Consider the following 13,374-nt stretch of genomic DNA (forward strand, 5'->3'; position numbering starts at 1 on the left):
TCGCAGCCGAACGCAGGCTTCGCCAGCTGCTATTACAGGGAGCCGCGTCAGCCCGGTGTCTGGTGTTAAGACCAGCACGCCGGGCCAAGTTCCTCAGGCAATCCCCAAAACCTTGAAAACAAATGCGTATTCGAGTGCTACGTCACGCAATCCCTGATACCGACCGCTCATCCCGCCATGCCCGGCGCCCAATTCGGTCTTGAGCAGCAGGGGATTGGTGTCGGTTTTGGTCGCGCGCAATTTTGCCACCCACTTCGCCGCCTCCCAGTACTGCACGCGGCTGTCGTTGTAGCCGGCAATCACCAGGGTCGCCGGATAGGCTTGCGCGGTGACGTTTTCGTACGGCGCGTAGGCCTTGATCCGATCATAAACGTCCGGCTCTCCGGGATTGCCCCACTCGTCGTATTCCGTAACCGTCAACGGCAGGTCCGGGTCGAGCATGGTGTTGAGCACGTCGACGAACGGCACTTCAGCAATCGCTGCGCCGAACAGCTCCGGACGCTGATTGAGCACCGCGCCAATCAGCAAACCGCCGGCACTGCCGCCGCTGATCGCCAATTGCTGCGAGGTGGTGAAACCGTTGTCGATCAGGTGTTCGGCACAGCCGATAAAGTCGCTGAAGGTGTTGTGCTTGTGTTCCTGCTTGCCGGCGCGATACCAGGCTTCGCCCAGTTCACCGCCGCCACGCACGTGGGCGATGGCAAACGCCACGCCGCGATCCAGCAAACTCAGGCGGGCGTGTGAGAACCACGGGTCGAGGCTTTCGCCATAAGCGCCGTAGCCGTACAGATACAGCGGCGTCGGCTTCCCGAGTGCTTCGCGTTTGACGACATAGCTGATCGGCACTTGCGTGCCATCGGGTGCCATCGCCCACAGGCGCTGGCTGACGTAAGCGTCGGCGTCGAACGGGCCGAGCACCGGGGTTTCCTTGAGGACTTTCTGCTCGCCGCTGTCCAGCTCAAGCTGACGGATCTGCGCCGGACGATTCAAAGCCTCGTACCGCAGGCGGATCCTGTCGCTGACAAACTCCAGGCTGTTCTGCACATGCAGGCTGTACGCCGCATCCGGCAGTTGCACGCGGTAGCTCGGCAGGTCTTGTGGGTGGACTTCAATGACCGGCAAGCCGCCGACCCGCAGGCTCAGGGTCATCGCGCCGACGTTCAGGCTCATGCCTTCGATCATCGTGCTATCGCTGTGGGGGATCAGGTTCTGCCAGTCGGCCTCGGTGGGCGCAACGCCGGTATCGATGGCGCTATACAGGGCAAAGTTGATGCCGTCGCGGTTGGTGCGGATGAACCAGGCCCATTCACCGTTCAGCGTGCCGTGATCGACGTCGTATTCGTGGTCTTCGACCCGGGGCGCCAGGCAGGTAAAGGCCTGCTGCGGCTGGGAGGCGTCGAGGACCCAGACTTCGCTGGTGGTCTTGCTGCCCAGCGACAGGAGCAATTGCTGTTCGGAACTGGAGCGGTAGCAATGCAGGAAGAATCGTCCATCCGGCTCATTGAACACTTCTTCGGCCGCCGTGCCGTCCAGTCGATAGCGCAACAGTTTGTGCGGACGGTGGGTGTCGTCGAGTTCGCCGAAAAACAGCGTCAGGCTGTCGTTGGCCCAGGTCATGCTGCCGTCACAGTCCTGGAACTCCAGTTCGCTGACACGGCCGCTGGATAATTCCTTCACGAACAACGTGTAAATCTCATCGCCCGTGGAATCGATGCTGTAGGCCAGGCGCTGATGATCCGGGCTGATGCTGAACGCACCCAGGGAAAAGAAGCCGCCATTGGCCAATTCGTTCGGGTCGAGTAGCAGCTGTTCCCGGCTTTCGTCGAGCTGCAGGCTGTCATCGGCCGGACGCGGGCAGCGATAGTGGCGGGCGTATTCGTCACCGGCGGTGGTGCGCGTGTAATACAGGTAGGGGCCCCACGGGGAGGGCAGCGACAGGTCGGTTTCGAGAATCCGGCCCTTGATCTCCTCGAACAGGGTTTCGCGCAGCCCGGCCTGATCGGCGGTTTGCGCCTCTTGGTAGCTGTTTTCAGCCTTGAGGTAGTCGAGCACCGCGTCGGTGTCGCGCTCCTGCAGCCAGGCATACGGGTCATCACCCTCGGCCTTGCGGGCGATCGGGGCGCTGGTGGCGTTGGCGGATAAGGGCATGGAGGACTCTCGGACAATGTACGGAATAGGGCGCGCGCGTGTCTTGATGCCGCTGCAAACCCCTGTGGGAGCGGGCTTGCTCGCGAAGGGGCCTGCACATTCAACATCTGTGTTGGCTGACACACCGCATTCGCGAGCAAGCCCGCTCCCACAGGAGTCAGGCGTAGCGGCCCGGCATTGGGACAAGCCTGACGGGCGAAAAGTCGTTACTATAAGCGCCTCTTTGCCTGCCTTGCCATGGACACCATGACCGAGAACGACTATCTGATCGCCTGGGGCCTCTACGCCTTTGCCGCTTTAGGCTGCCTGTTGGTGTGGATGCGCATCACCCGCTGGATGTGGCGTTGGCTGCGCGAACCGCTGCGGCTGCTGGTTGCGGTGCTGCTGTTCAGCCCGACCATCATCGACCCGGTGAAGGAAAAAGTGGCCCCGGCCATCGCCATCACCGCGCTCGATCTGCTGTTCAAGGTGGGCAACAACGCCTGGCGGGCGGTTTCCGATCTGTTCATGTACGGCATGATCGCCTTCGGCATTTACCTGGTTTACGTGGCGATCCGCTTCCCGCTCGAACGCGCCTCCAACGCTCGCAAGGAACAGGCAGCCGCCGCCAAGGCCGCGGCCCGGGCCGACGATCCTGACGACGATCATCCGTTCGGCGGTGCCGGCGATGATCGTTACGGTCGTCCGCCAGTGCCGAGCAACCCTCAGCGTTTGCGGGTCGAACCGCGTTTGTAACCCGGCCTTGAAGCGAGATTCCGAGCATGTGTGAGTTATTGGGCATGAGCGCCAATGTGCCGACCGATATCGTGTTCAGCTTCACCGGGCTGATGCAGCGCGGCGGCCGCACCGGCCCGCACCGTGACGGTTGGGGCATCGCCTTCTACGAGGGGCGCGGGCTGCGGTTGTTTCAGGACCCGGCGGCGAGCTGCGAGTCCGAAGTGGCGAACCTGGTGCAGCGCTATCCGATCAAAAGCGAAGTGGTCATCGGGCACATACGCCAGGCCAACGTCGGCAAGGTCTGCCTGTCCAACACACACCCTTTCGTGCGTGAACTGTGGGGCCGCAACTGGTGTTTCGCCCACAATGGCCAGCTTGCCGATTTTCAGCCGATCAAAAGCTTTTACCGCCCCGTCGGTGATACCGACAGCGAAGCGGCGTTTTGCGATCTGCTCAACCGTGTTCGCGCAGCGTTCCCGGAACCGGTCGAGATCGAAGCGTTGCTGCCGGACCTGGTGGCCGCTTGCGCCGAATACCGCAGCAAAGGCGTGTTCAATTGCCTGCTGAGCGATGGCGATTGGCTGTTCTGCTATTGCTCGACCAAATTGGCCCAGATCACCCGTCGTGCGCCATTCGGCCCGGCGCGGTTGAAGGATGTCGATGTGATCGTCGATTTCCAGGCCGAAACCACGCCTAACGATGTGGTCACGGTGATCGCCACCGAACCCCTGACCGAAAACGAAACCTGGACCCGCTACGAACCGGGCCAATGGAGCCTCTGGCGACGCGGCGAATGCGTCAGCCAGGGCAAGACCGAATAAGGATCTCACCCGATGTTGCTCAGTTATCTACGGCTGGTGTTGTTTGCGGCGGGCCTGTTGATCGGTGTCCAGGTGCCGGGGTTCATCAGCGATTACGCGAAACGGGTCGAAGCGCATCTGATTGAGGCGCAGACCGGCTTGAGCGGTTTCCAGGGCACTGCCAATCAGTTCTTCAAGGGCGATATGCAGGCGCTGGTCGCCCATTACCGTGCCAGCGAAGACCCGATTTTCCGCAGCGACGCCGACAGCCTGAGCACCTTGCTCACCCGTCAGCTGGCCCTCGATAAACAGTTCCAGGCCATGCAGGGCCCGTGGTACATCCGCGTCCTGCAGGTGGCGCTGGCGGCTGATCCGGATATTCGCAAGGAAACCTGGAATGGCTACAGCTACCAGATACTGCTGACACCGGAAGCGATGATCTGGGGAATGAGCGGGGCGTTGCTGCTGTCATTCGGCATTGAATGCCTGTTCCGTTTGATCGACTGGGTGGTGCTGGGCGGCAAACGCCTGCGCCAGAGCCGGCCGATCGAAGACCGGGATGTGCGTGGCCTTTAGGACGATGATCGTTCCCACGCTCCGCGTGGGAATGCCTCAACGGACGCTCCGCGTTCGGCTTCGGATGGGACGCGGAGCGTCCCGGGCTGCATTCCCACGCAGAGCGTGGGAACGATCAGTTCAGCGCGCCAGGGTGATGTAGTCTTCGCCCACCTTGCGCGCATACCTTTCCAGCACTTGCTGACACAACGCGACAATCTCCTCCACCCATTCCACACCCACCCGCCACGACACCACGACCTGCAAATTCGGCAGCTGTTGATCAATAGCCAGCAAGGTCAACTCCCCCCGCGCCAGCTCCTCGGCCACCAGGACCGGCGGCAACGCGCCAATCCCGAATCCATCGCGCAGTAACCGGGTAATCGCCGACACCGAATTCACACAGTTCAGCCGGGGCGTCATCACCCCATTCGCCTGCATCAGGCTCAAAATATCCTGATGCGGATGTGAGTTTTTCGAGTAGGTAATGATCCGCTCGCGAGCCAGGTCGGCAATGTCTGAGTACTCGCGGTTGTAGATCGAATTACTGGCCACGATCCAGCCCATCGGATGGCTCGCCAGCTCCAGGCTGCGCACGCTTTCCTGGCGCACCAGGTCGGTTTGCAGGATCAGATCGAGAAAGCCTTTTTGCAGCTGATCGCAGAGGTTGAGCGCCGTATCGGCCACCAGCTCGATCTCCACCAGCGGATAGTGATCCATCATCTGTGCCACCAGCGGGCTTAGCCACGTGTGGATCACCGTGTCCATCACGCCGATCCGCACGCGTCCGACCTTGCTCGATCGCGTCTCGATCGACTGCTTGAGGGCCTGCATGGTGTCCATCATCTGCTCGGCGTACTCAAGCACTTTCAAGCCTTCGGGCGTCAAGCTCACGCCCCGCGAGTCGCGCAAAAACAACTTCACCCCGAGCTCGCCTTCGAGCACCGCGATGCGGCTGGAAATCGACGCCTGGGTGGTGAAGAGCTTGTCTGCCGTCAGGCGGAAACTCTTGAGTCTGGCGACCCAGACGAAGGTTTCGAGAAACTTCAGGTTCATGGGATCTGCTCGGGGATAAAGAATTCTTATGTCTAGGGCGGGGTTTTATTAGTTGGACGCAACAGGGCAAGGCGCCCAAAAATCAGGCCATCCGGTTCCCACGATAGGCGTCGTCGGGGCTCAGAACAATACCAATAAAATTTGCACGGAGATTTGCCATGAGTGCGCCCGACACGCTCGACATCCCCAAAGCCACGTCTCGCCCGGGACCTTTCGACTGGTACCGCAACATCAATCAGCAGGAACGCCGCACCTTCTGGAGCTGCAAGATCGGCTATGGCCTGGACGGCATGGACACCCAGATGCTCAGCTTCGTGGTGCCGACCCTGATTGCCATGTGGGGCATCACCACCGGCGAGGCCGGGCTGATTCACACCAGCACGCTCATTGCTTCAGCCATCGGTGGTTGGGTGGCAGGCATTCTGTCGGACCGCATCGGCCGCGTGCGCACCTTGCAACTGACGGTGCTGTGGTTCGCCTTCTTCACCTTCCTCTGCGGCTTCGCGCAAAACTACGAGCAACTGTTGATCAGCCGCACCCTGATGGGCTTCGGCTTTGGTGGTGAGTGGACCGCCGGCGCGGTGTTGATGGGCGAAGTGATACGCGCCAAGGACCGCGGCAAAGCGGTGGGCATGGTGCAATCGGGCTGGGCGCTGGGTTGGGGGCTGACGGCGATTCTCTATGCGCTGCTGTTCTCGGTACTGCCGCCGGAAGATGCCTGGCGCGCGCTGTTCATCCTCGGCATCGTGCCGGCAATCTTCGTGATTTTCGTCCGTCGACTGGTCAAGGACCCGGAAATCTACCGCGAAGCCAAGGCCAAACAGGAACCCGGCAACGCAGCGAAGTTCTACGAGATCTTCGCCCCCGGTATCCTGTTCACCACGATTCGCGCTTCGGTGCTGACCACTGGCGCACTGGGCGGTTACTACGCCATCACGTCCTGGTTGCCGACTTTTCTGAAGAACGAACGCGGATTGAGCGTACTCGGCACGGGCGGTTATCTGGCGATGGTGATCGTCGGTTCCTACGTCGGCTACGTCATCAGCGCGTATTTGACTGACATCCTCGGGCGCAAAAAGAACTTCATCCTGTTCGCCGTGGGCTCGTTCACCATCGTGCTGCTCTACACCCAATTGCCGGTCAGTAACGGCGTGATGCTGTGGCTGGGCTTCCCGCTGGGCTTCTTCGCCTCAGGGATTTTCAGTGGCATGGGTGCGTTTCTGACCGAGCTGTTTCCGACGCGGATTCGCGGTTCGGGCCAAGGCTTTTGCTACAACATCGGTCGGGCCCTGGCGGCGTTGTTCCCGCTGCTGATCGGTTTGTTGAGTCAGACGGTGCCGTTGAGCGTAGGCATCGGGGCGTTTGCAGCGGTGTCCTACGGCGTGGTGATCATTGCAGCGTTAAGCCTGCCGGAAACCCGTGGCAAACAACTCGACGCCCAGTAACTGATAATCTGCGGGGCAACTGCCCGGCAGTAAAAAAAGAAGATGCCTACAGGAGTGTTCACCGTGAGCCGCCTGCTATTGAACTGCGACATTGGCGAGAGTTTCGGCAACTGGACCATGGGTCTGGACGCCGAGGTCATGCCCTTCATCGATTGCGCCAACATCGCCTGCGGCTTCCATGCCGGCGACCCGAGCATCATGCGCAAGACCGTCAGCCTGGCCCTGAGCAACGGCGTGAAGATCGGCGCGCACCCGGCCTATCAGGATCTGGTGGGTTTCGGCCGCCGTTCCATGGCCTACGCCGCCCAGGAACTTCAGGACATCCTGCAATACCAGATCGGCGCCCTCGACGGCATTTGCCGGGCCCAGGGCGGTCGTGTCAGTTACGTCAAACCCCACGGTGCGATGTACAACGACATGATGGCCAACCCGGCGCAATTGCGTGCGGTGCTGCAGGCTGTGGCCGCGTATGACCGGACCCTGCCGCTGATGCTGATGGCCACGCGCGACAACAGTGCCGCGCAGCAACTGGGTGAGGAATACGGCGTAACCCTGTGGTTCGAAGCCTTCGCCGACCGCGCCTACGACAGCGCCGGGATGCTGGTTTCACGGCAACTGCCGGGGGCGGTGCACCACGATCCCGAACGAATTATCGAGCAAGCGCTGACCATCGCCCGTGGCGACACCCTCACCGCCAGCGACGGCAGTGCCTTGCATCTGCAGGCCAACACCCTTTGCGTCCACGGCGACAACGCCAGTTCGGTGGCGGCCGTGCGCCGGATTCGCGAAGCCCTTGATCAGCAGAGCGCACCATGAAACCGCGGGTTGAGGTGGTGGCGCTGGATTGTCTGATGGTGCGGCTGTTCGATGAAATTGCCGAGGCCAACATGCCGTGGATGCTGGCGGCCAGCGAAAACCTGCGCGCTGCGTTCGCCGGGCATCTGATTGATCTGGTGCCGTCCTATACGACGTTGATGGTGCATTACGATCTGACCGCGTTGAGTCCGGCTCAGGCTCGGGAACTGATCGCCGAAGCGCTGATCGACCTGTCGCCCAATGCCCGCGCCAGCGGCAAATGCCATGTGCTGCCGGTCTGGTATGACTTGAGCGTCGGTCCGGAATTGAGCCTGTTGTCGCAGCGCAGCGGGTTGTCGGTGGACGAAGTGATCCGTCGCCACAGTGAGCGTGAATATCAGGTGTTTGCTTTGGGTTTCGCACCGGGGTTCGCCTTCATGGGGCTGGTGGAGGAGGTACTCGCTGCGCCGCGCCTGAATACGCCGCGCAAAAAGGTCGCTGCCGGCAGTGTCGGCATCGCCGAGCGGCAAACCGCCGCCTACCCGATGGTGTCCCCCGGTGGCTGGAACTTGATCGGTCGCACGCCGGCCAAGCTGTTCGACCGCGAACGCGACGGCTACAGCCTGATGCAACCGGGCGACACCGTGCGCTTTGAAGCGGTCAGTCATGCCGAGTTCATCAACCTGGGCGGTGATGACACGCCATTGGAGGCCCAGGCATGAGCCATCTATTGATTGAGGCGAGTACGCCGCTGTGCCTGTTGCAGGACGCTGGCCGTTTTGGCGTGCGGCATCTGGGCGTGACCCAGGGCGGTGGCCTGGATTGGCGCTCGATGTCGTGGGCCAACTGGCTGCTGGGTAACGGTTTGGATGCGCCGGTGATTGAAATCACCCTCGGCGGATTCAGCGTCGTGGCCGAGGAAGATTGCGTGTTGGCGCTGGTTGGCGCGGATCTGGGCGCGCAAGTGAATGGCGAGGCATTGGCGCCGTGGCGCAGTTTCCGGCTGAACAAAGGTCAGCGATTACAGTTCACTCAACCGCTGCTCGGGGCGCGGGCCTATCTGGCGGCACCGGGCGGGTTCGATGCGCCAAAAGTGTTGGGCAGTAGCTCGACGGTGGTTCGTGAAGAACTCGGCGGTCTGGATGGTCTGGGCCGACCTTTGGCCAAAGATGCTTCGTTGAGCTATCGCGGCAGTGCACTGTTACTGCTACGGGAGTTGCCGACAGAGCATCGGCCGGATTTCAAAGTCGATTCGCCTCTGGATGTGGTCCTCGGCGCGCAGATCGGCGAGTTCAGCGGGCAAAGTCTGTTCGACGCGTTCAACAGCGTCTGGACCCTAGACAGTCGTGCCGATCGCATGGGCATTCGCTTGTTGGGAACGGAGTTGCAGTACCAGGGCAAACCGATGATTTCCGAAGGCATCCCCCTCGGCGCAGTCCAGGTGCCGCCGGATGGTCAGCCGATTGTGTTGCTCAATGATCGGCAGACCATTGGCGGATATCCGCGGTTGGGGGCGTTGACGCCGTTGGCGTTGGCTCGACTGGCGCAGTGTTTGCCGGGGGCGAAGGTGCGATTGAGGCCGGTGGTGCAAGAAGTGGCGCATCGGCAACAAATTGAGTACCTGCAGAGGTTTGTGAACCGCTAAAAGCTTCGCGAGCAAGCCCGCTCCCACATTTGATCCCGGTCGCCCACGGTTACTGTGTTCCCCGGAGATCAAATGTGGGAGCGGGCTTGCTCGCGAAGGCGGTATTACAGACGACAACAATCTCTATTTGGAAAGAAACCTCATCCCTTCCTCCAACCCCCGCAACGTCAGCGGGTACATCTGGTCGTCAATCAAGTCCCGCACGATATTGGTCGAAGACGTATAACCCCACGTATCTTTCGGATACGGGTTGATCCAGATGACCTTCTTGTACTTCTCCATGAACCGCTGCATCCACACATAACCGGCTTCTTCGTTCCAGTGCTCGACGCTGCCGCCGGCCTGGGTGATTTCGTAAGGCGCCATCGCAGCATCGCCAATGAAGATCACTTTGTAGTCGGCGCCGTACTTGTGCAGCAAGTCCTGGGTCGACGTGCGCTCGGAAGTGCGGCGCATGTTGTTCTTCCACACCGATTCATAAATGAAGTTGTGGAAGTAGAAGTACTCCAGGTGCTTGAACTCGGTCTTGCAGGCCGAGAACAACTCTTCGCAAATCTTCACGTGCGCGTCCATCGAGCCGCCGATGTCGAACAACAGCAACAACTTGACGGTGTTGCGTCGCTCCGGCCGCATCTGGATATTCAGCAGGCCGGCATCGCGTGCGGTGTGGTCGATGGTGCCATCGATGTCCAGCTCTTCCGCCGCACCCTGACGCGCGAATTTGCGCAAGCGCCGCAGGGCGACCTTGATGTTGCGCGTGCCCAGCTCCACCGAATCGTCGAGATTCTTGTACTCGCGCTGATCCCACACCTTGACCGCTTTGCCCTGGCGCTTGCCGGCATCGCCAACTCGAATGCCTTCCGGGTTGAAGCCGCCGGAGCCAAACGGGCTGGTGCCGCCGGTGCCGATCCATTTGTTGCCGCCGGCGTGGCGTTCTTTCTGTTCTTCGAGACGTTTCTTGAACTCTTCAATCAGCTTGTCCAGGCCGCCGAGGGACTGGATCGCGGCCCGCTCTTCGTCGGTCAGGGAACGCTCGAATTCCTTGCGCAGCCAGTCTTCAGGAATCAACGCCTGAAGGTGGTCGTCGAGTTTTTCCAGGCCATTGAAGTAGGCGCCGAACGCGCGGTCGAACTTGTCGAAATGCCGTTCGTCCTTCACCAGAATCGCCCGGGACAAGTAGTAGAACTCGTCCATGTCGGCGAAGGTCACGCGCTGTTTCAGCGCATTGATCAGGTCCAGCAGTTCACGCACCGAGACCGGCACCTTGGCTGCGCGCATTTCATTGAACAGGTTGAGCAGCATGGCGATCAGCCTCTTAGCGGGTGCCGCGACGGCTCATGAACGCCAGACGCTCAAGCAATTGAACATCCTGCTCGTTCTTCACCAGGGCGCCTGCCAGCGGCGGAATCGCTTTGGTCGGATCGCGTTCACGCAAAACCGCTTCGCCGATGTTGTCGGCCATCAGCAGTTTCAGCCAGTCCACCAGTTCGGAGGTCGAGGGCTTTTTCTTCAGGCCCGGTACCTTGCGCACGTCGAAGAACACGTCCAGCGCTTCGCTGACCAGGTCTTTCTTGATGTCCGGGTAGTGGACGTCGACGATCTTTTGCAACGTCACGCGATCCGGGAAGGCGATGTAGTGGAAGAAGCAGCGGCGCAGGAAAGCGTCCGGCAGCTCTTTCTCGTTGTTGGAAGTAATGATGATGATCGGGCGTTTCTTGGCCTTGATGGTCTCGTCGATCTCGTAAACGTAGAACTCCATCTTGTCGAGTTCTTGCAGCAGGTCGTTCGGGAACTCGATGTCAGCCTTGTCGATTTCGTCGATCAGCAGGATTACCCGCTCTTCAGACTCGAAGGCTTCCCAAAGCTTGCCCTTTTTCAGGTAGTTGCGAACGTCATGAACCTTTTCCGTGCCCAGTTGCGAGTCACGCAGGCGACTGACCGCGTCGTACTCGTAAAGGCCCTGATGCGCCTTGGTCGTGGACTTGATGTGCCAGGTGATCAACTTGGCGCCAAAGGACTCGGCCAGTTGCTCGGCGAGCATGGTTTTGCCGGTGCCCGGCTCGCCCTTGACCAGCAGTGGACGCTCCAGGGTAATGGCGGCGTTGACCGCCAGCTTCAGGTCATCGGTGGCGACGTAGGCCTGGGTGCCTTCGAACTTCATCTGCTAATCCTCGAACGGTAACGCCGACCTGAACGGGGCAGGGCGGGGCGCAATAAGTGTAGTACCCGACTATAACGCGCTGCCCGGTCGACTGTGAACGCAGACGGCTTATTCAGTCTCTGAATGGAGCGTCACATCTTGACTCGGATTTGGCTGCTGGCCGGTATTGAGCTATAGCCATTTTGGCGATAGCTTGCGGGGTATGTCTACTAAATATCGATTTCGCGATACGTACCGCATTCAGTTGCGTGAGAAGGATCATCCACCGCCCCATGTCCACCTGACGGGGGGCGGGCTGGATGTCATGTTGAGCCTGGTAACCGTCGAAGTGATGGTGGGCAAGGCACCGCCGCTGATTATCAAGGAAGCACTGGAGTGGGTCAGGACCCATCAGGTGCAATTGCTGGAGGACTGGAAACGATGTTACCCATGAAACGACCAAGGCTGTTGGCTGTGCAGGCGCTGCCGGATTTCCGCTTGGCGCTGACCTTTATCGACGGTCAGCAACTGACCCTCGATTTGAGTCGCGACTTGCACGCCTATCCAGGGTTGCAGCCATTGCTGGAGGCTGGCGCCTTTGAAAGTGCAATGTCGGGTGATGATGGCTGGAGTGTCGAGTGGCCGGAGCAGGACATCCAGATTGGCGCCGACACCCTTTATCTGGATGCGCTCGCGCAAAACGCATCGGACGAAAACACCCGGATCTTTATCGATTGGCGCGCCCGAACCGGGTTGCCGCTCAATCAGGCGGCTGAAGCGTTGGGGGTTAGCGCCCGCAGCATCACGCGCTATAGCAGTGGGCGTGAAGCGGTACCCCGATCATTGGCGCTGGCCTGTCTGGGGTGGGATTTCCTGCAGCAGCAGGCGAGCCCGATGCGGGCCGCCGAAGAAACCGGGCGCTACACCGTTACGCGCAAACCTTAACCAGCCTCCGGCTTCGGCCGCTCATACCGGGCATTGAACGCCTGGACAAAACCATTGCGCAAAATCTGCAAAAAAGCCTGGAACGCGCTGATATCTTGTCGATGCACGTTGCCACTCAGTTCGACGCGAGTCGCGAACTGATTCTTGCCCTGGTTTTTCAACACGGTTTCGGAGCCGCCGACGATGGCCTCCCAGATGGAACGGAAAAGTCCCTTGTCCTTGTTTTCCACGTCCTGCTGCCAGTTGAAGACATCGACGTCCTTCAGCAGCGGTTTGATATAGCCGGTCAGTTTGGCCTTCTTGGCCTGCGCTTCGATCACCACATCGCCATGACCGGCGTTGAAGTCGAACTTGCCGTAGGCGGAGGCAAAGTCGTTCATGCGTTTGAGTTCAATGTCCCTGGCCCGCAAACGGAACTCGAAATCTTCAAAGTTGCTTAACGGGTCGAAGGTTGCCGTTGTTTCCAGCGGCGCGTGCCCCAGCAACAGCGCCTTGCCTTCAAAGCGCGCGTCGCGCTTGCCTTCGGTATCAACCACGTTGGTCAGGTTGTAGAGGCTGGCGTTGACCTGGGTGGCGTTCATGTTGACGGGAGGCTTGGAATTGAAGTTTCGAAAGCTGATCTTGCCGTCGTAGATGCGTATTTCGTTAAAGGTGAACGGCGCCAGTTTGCTGAGCTGTGCGCGCCAGTCGGTGCCTTGACCGGTCTGGGAGTTTTGTTTATTGGCACCGCCGTCGACGAAGTTCACCTCGGGGTTGAAGAACTTCACCTCGGCCACCACTGCGTGGTCCGACCAAAGTGAGTGCCAACTGACAGAAAGGTCGATCAGCGGCGCATTGACGAAAGGCACCGGGACCTTGCCGTCGACCTTGACGATTTTCAAACCGTTGATTTTGTAGGCGCCGCGCCACAGGGCCAAGTCCACGTCGGTCACCTGGCCGCGGTAATCGCCCATGTCCGCCAGCTTGTCGTTTAGGTAGTCGCGCACCAGGTAGGGCAGGGCGATGTGCAGGGCAATCAACAGCACAACGAGGCCGGCGAGGGTCCACAGGGGCCAACTGTATCGACGTTTCATGACGGCAAATCTCTGGCGATGTAAAACCATTGACTGCGACGGTCACTGGACGTTC

At 60.3% G+C, this 13,374-nt stretch carries 14 protein-coding genes; 9 read left to right on the forward strand and 5 right to left on the reverse strand.

Features of this window, described 5'->3' with window-relative positions:
• Positions 1-93: 93 nt before the first annotated feature.
• Positions 94-2,148 carry a S9 family peptidase gene (locus ACA072_RS07085; protein WP_497623758.1) on the reverse strand — a complete coding sequence of 685 codons (2,055 nt, stop codon included), beginning with the start codon at positions 2,146-2,148 and terminating at the stop codon, positions 94-96.
• Between the two features lie 237 nt (positions 2,149-2,385).
• Here ACA072_RS07085 and ACA072_RS07090 point away from each other — a divergent pair, with 237 nt between their 5' ends.
• Genes ACA072_RS07090 through ACA072_RS07100 form a run of 3 tightly spaced genes read left to right on the forward strand, consistent with a single transcriptional unit; the run spans position 2,386 to position 4,241 of the window.
• Positions 2,386-2,883 carry an MFS transporter gene (locus tag ACA072_RS07090; RefSeq protein ID WP_462026046.1) on the forward strand — a complete coding sequence of 166 codons (498 nt, stop codon included), beginning with the start codon at positions 2,386-2,388 and terminating at the stop codon, positions 2,881-2,883.
• A gap of 26 nt (positions 2,884-2,909) precedes the next feature.
• Complete coding sequence (locus tag ACA072_RS07095; RefSeq protein ID WP_109628454.1) at positions 2,910-3,686, forward strand: class II glutamine amidotransferase; 777 nt, start codon at positions 2,910-2,912, stop codon at positions 3,684-3,686.
• 12 nt (positions 3,687-3,698) lie between these two features.
• Positions 3,699-4,241 carry a DUF2937 family protein gene (locus ACA072_RS07100; protein WP_008067554.1) on the forward strand — a complete coding sequence of 181 codons (543 nt, stop codon included), beginning with the start codon at positions 3,699-3,701 and terminating at the stop codon, positions 4,239-4,241.
• A gap of 120 nt (positions 4,242-4,361) precedes the next feature.
• Here the strand turns inward: ACA072_RS07100 and ACA072_RS07105 are convergent, their stop codons facing one another.
• On the reverse strand, positions 4,362-5,276 hold the full coding sequence (locus tag ACA072_RS07105; RefSeq protein ID WP_497623759.1) for a LysR family transcriptional regulator: 915 nt from the start codon (positions 5,274-5,276) through the stop codon (positions 4,362-4,364).
• Positions 5,277-5,434: 158 nt separating this feature from the next.
• Between ACA072_RS07105 and ACA072_RS07110 the strand changes: the two genes are divergently transcribed.
• From ACA072_RS07110 to ACA072_RS07125, 4 genes are all read left to right on the forward strand, one after another.
• Entirely contained in the window at positions 5,435-6,721 is a 1,287-nt protein-coding gene (locus tag ACA072_RS07110) for an MFS transporter (protein ID WP_497623760.1), read from the forward strand.
• 63 nt (positions 6,722-6,784) lie between these two features.
• The gene (locus ACA072_RS07115; RefSeq protein ID WP_497623761.1) at positions 6,785-7,537 is read left to right on the forward strand and encodes a 5-oxoprolinase subunit PxpA; all 753 of its coding nucleotides are present in this window, start codon (positions 6,785-6,787) and stop codon (positions 7,535-7,537) included.
• A complete protein-coding gene (gene pxpB / locus ACA072_RS07120; RefSeq protein WP_497623762.1) occupies positions 7,534-8,238 on the forward strand; it encodes a 5-oxoprolinase subunit PxpB in 705 nt (234 codons plus the stop codon). Before ACA072_RS07115 ends, pxpB begins: the two co-directional genes overlap by 4 nt.
• Positions 8,235-9,161, forward strand: a complete 927-nt coding sequence (locus ACA072_RS07125) for a 5-oxoprolinase subunit C family protein (RefSeq protein WP_497623763.1) — start codon at positions 8,235-8,237, stop codon at positions 9,159-9,161. The genes pxpB and ACA072_RS07125 overlap by 4 nt, the downstream gene beginning before the upstream one ends.
• 123 nt (positions 9,162-9,284) lie before the next feature.
• Here the strand turns inward: ACA072_RS07125 and ACA072_RS07130 are convergent, their stop codons facing one another.
• Together ACA072_RS07130 and ACA072_RS07135 are read right to left on the reverse strand one after the other, a co-directional pair.
• Complete coding sequence (locus ACA072_RS07130; RefSeq protein ID WP_497623764.1) at positions 9,285-10,463, reverse strand: vWA domain-containing protein; 1,179 nt, start codon at positions 10,461-10,463, stop codon at positions 9,285-9,287.
• A 13-nt stretch (positions 10,464-10,476) separates the two neighbouring features.
• Complete coding sequence (locus ACA072_RS07135; protein WP_008035065.1) at positions 10,477-11,322, reverse strand: AAA family ATPase; 846 nt, start codon at positions 11,320-11,322, stop codon at positions 10,477-10,479.
• A gap of 202 nt (positions 11,323-11,524) precedes the next feature.
• Here ACA072_RS07135 and ACA072_RS07140 point away from each other — a divergent pair, with 202 nt between their 5' ends.
• Both ACA072_RS07140 and ACA072_RS07145 read left to right on the forward strand, forming a co-directional pair.
• Positions 11,525-11,755 (forward strand): DUF4160 domain-containing protein, encoded by a 231-nt coding sequence (locus ACA072_RS07140; RefSeq protein WP_497623765.1) that lies wholly within the window; start codon positions 11,525-11,527, stop codon positions 11,753-11,755.
• On the forward strand, positions 11,743-12,246 hold the full coding sequence (locus ACA072_RS07145) for a DUF2442 domain-containing protein (protein WP_497623766.1): 504 nt from the start codon (positions 11,743-11,745) through the stop codon (positions 12,244-12,246). The genes ACA072_RS07140 and ACA072_RS07145 overlap by 13 nt, the downstream gene beginning before the upstream one ends.
• Here the strand turns inward: ACA072_RS07145 and ACA072_RS07150 are convergent.
• A complete protein-coding gene (locus tag ACA072_RS07150) occupies positions 12,243-13,319 on the reverse strand; it encodes a DUF748 domain-containing protein (protein WP_497623767.1) in 1,077 nt (358 codons plus the stop codon). The genes ACA072_RS07145 and ACA072_RS07150 overlap by 4 nt on opposite strands.
• Between the last annotated feature and the right edge of the window lie 55 nt (positions 13,320-13,374).

This window comes from Pseudomonas sp. LBUM1656 (assembly GCF_059716065.1).

Excerpts from the sequence above, each read along its gene's own strand:
- ACA072_RS07105 (WP_497623759.1), bottom strand. The coding sequence starts at position 5,276 with ATGAACCTGAAGTTTCTCGAAACCTTCGTCTGGGTCGCCAGACTCAAG.
- ACA072_RS07100 (WP_008067554.1), top strand. The coding sequence starts at position 3,699 with ATGTTGCTCAGTTATCTACGGCTGGTGTTGTTTGCGGCGGGCCTGTTG.
- ACA072_RS07125 (WP_497623763.1), top strand. The coding sequence starts at position 8,235 with ATGAGCCATCTATTGATTGAGGCGAGTACGCCGCTGTGCCTGTTGCAG.
- ACA072_RS07085 (WP_497623758.1), bottom strand. The coding sequence starts at position 2,148 with ATGCCCTTATCCGCCAACGCCACCAGCGCCCCGATCGCCCGCAAGGCC.
- pxpB (WP_497623762.1), top strand. The coding sequence starts at position 7,534 with ATGAAACCGCGGGTTGAGGTGGTGGCGCTGGATTGTCTGATGGTGCGG.
- ACA072_RS07145 (WP_497623766.1), top strand. The coding sequence starts at position 11,743 with ATGTTACCCATGAAACGACCAAGGCTGTTGGCTGTGCAGGCGCTGCCG.
- ACA072_RS07090 (WP_462026046.1), top strand. The coding sequence starts at position 2,386 with ATGGACACCATGACCGAGAACGACTATCTGATCGCCTGGGGCCTCTAC.
- ACA072_RS07140 (WP_497623765.1), top strand. The coding sequence starts at position 11,525 with ATGTCTACTAAATATCGATTTCGCGATACGTACCGCATTCAGTTGCGT.
- ACA072_RS07095 (WP_109628454.1), top strand. The coding sequence starts at position 2,910 with ATGTGTGAGTTATTGGGCATGAGCGCCAATGTGCCGACCGATATCGTG.
- ACA072_RS07135 (WP_008035065.1), bottom strand. The coding sequence starts at position 11,322 with ATGAAGTTCGAAGGCACCCAGGCCTACGTCGCCACCGATGACCTGAAG.
- ACA072_RS07150 (WP_497623767.1), bottom strand. The coding sequence starts at position 13,319 with ATGAAACGTCGATACAGTTGGCCCCTGTGGACCCTCGCCGGCCTCGTT.
- ACA072_RS07110 (WP_497623760.1), top strand. The coding sequence starts at position 5,435 with ATGAGTGCGCCCGACACGCTCGACATCCCCAAAGCCACGTCTCGCCCG.
- ACA072_RS07130 (WP_497623764.1), bottom strand. The coding sequence starts at position 10,463 with ATGCTGCTCAACCTGTTCAATGAAATGCGCGCAGCCAAGGTGCCGGTC.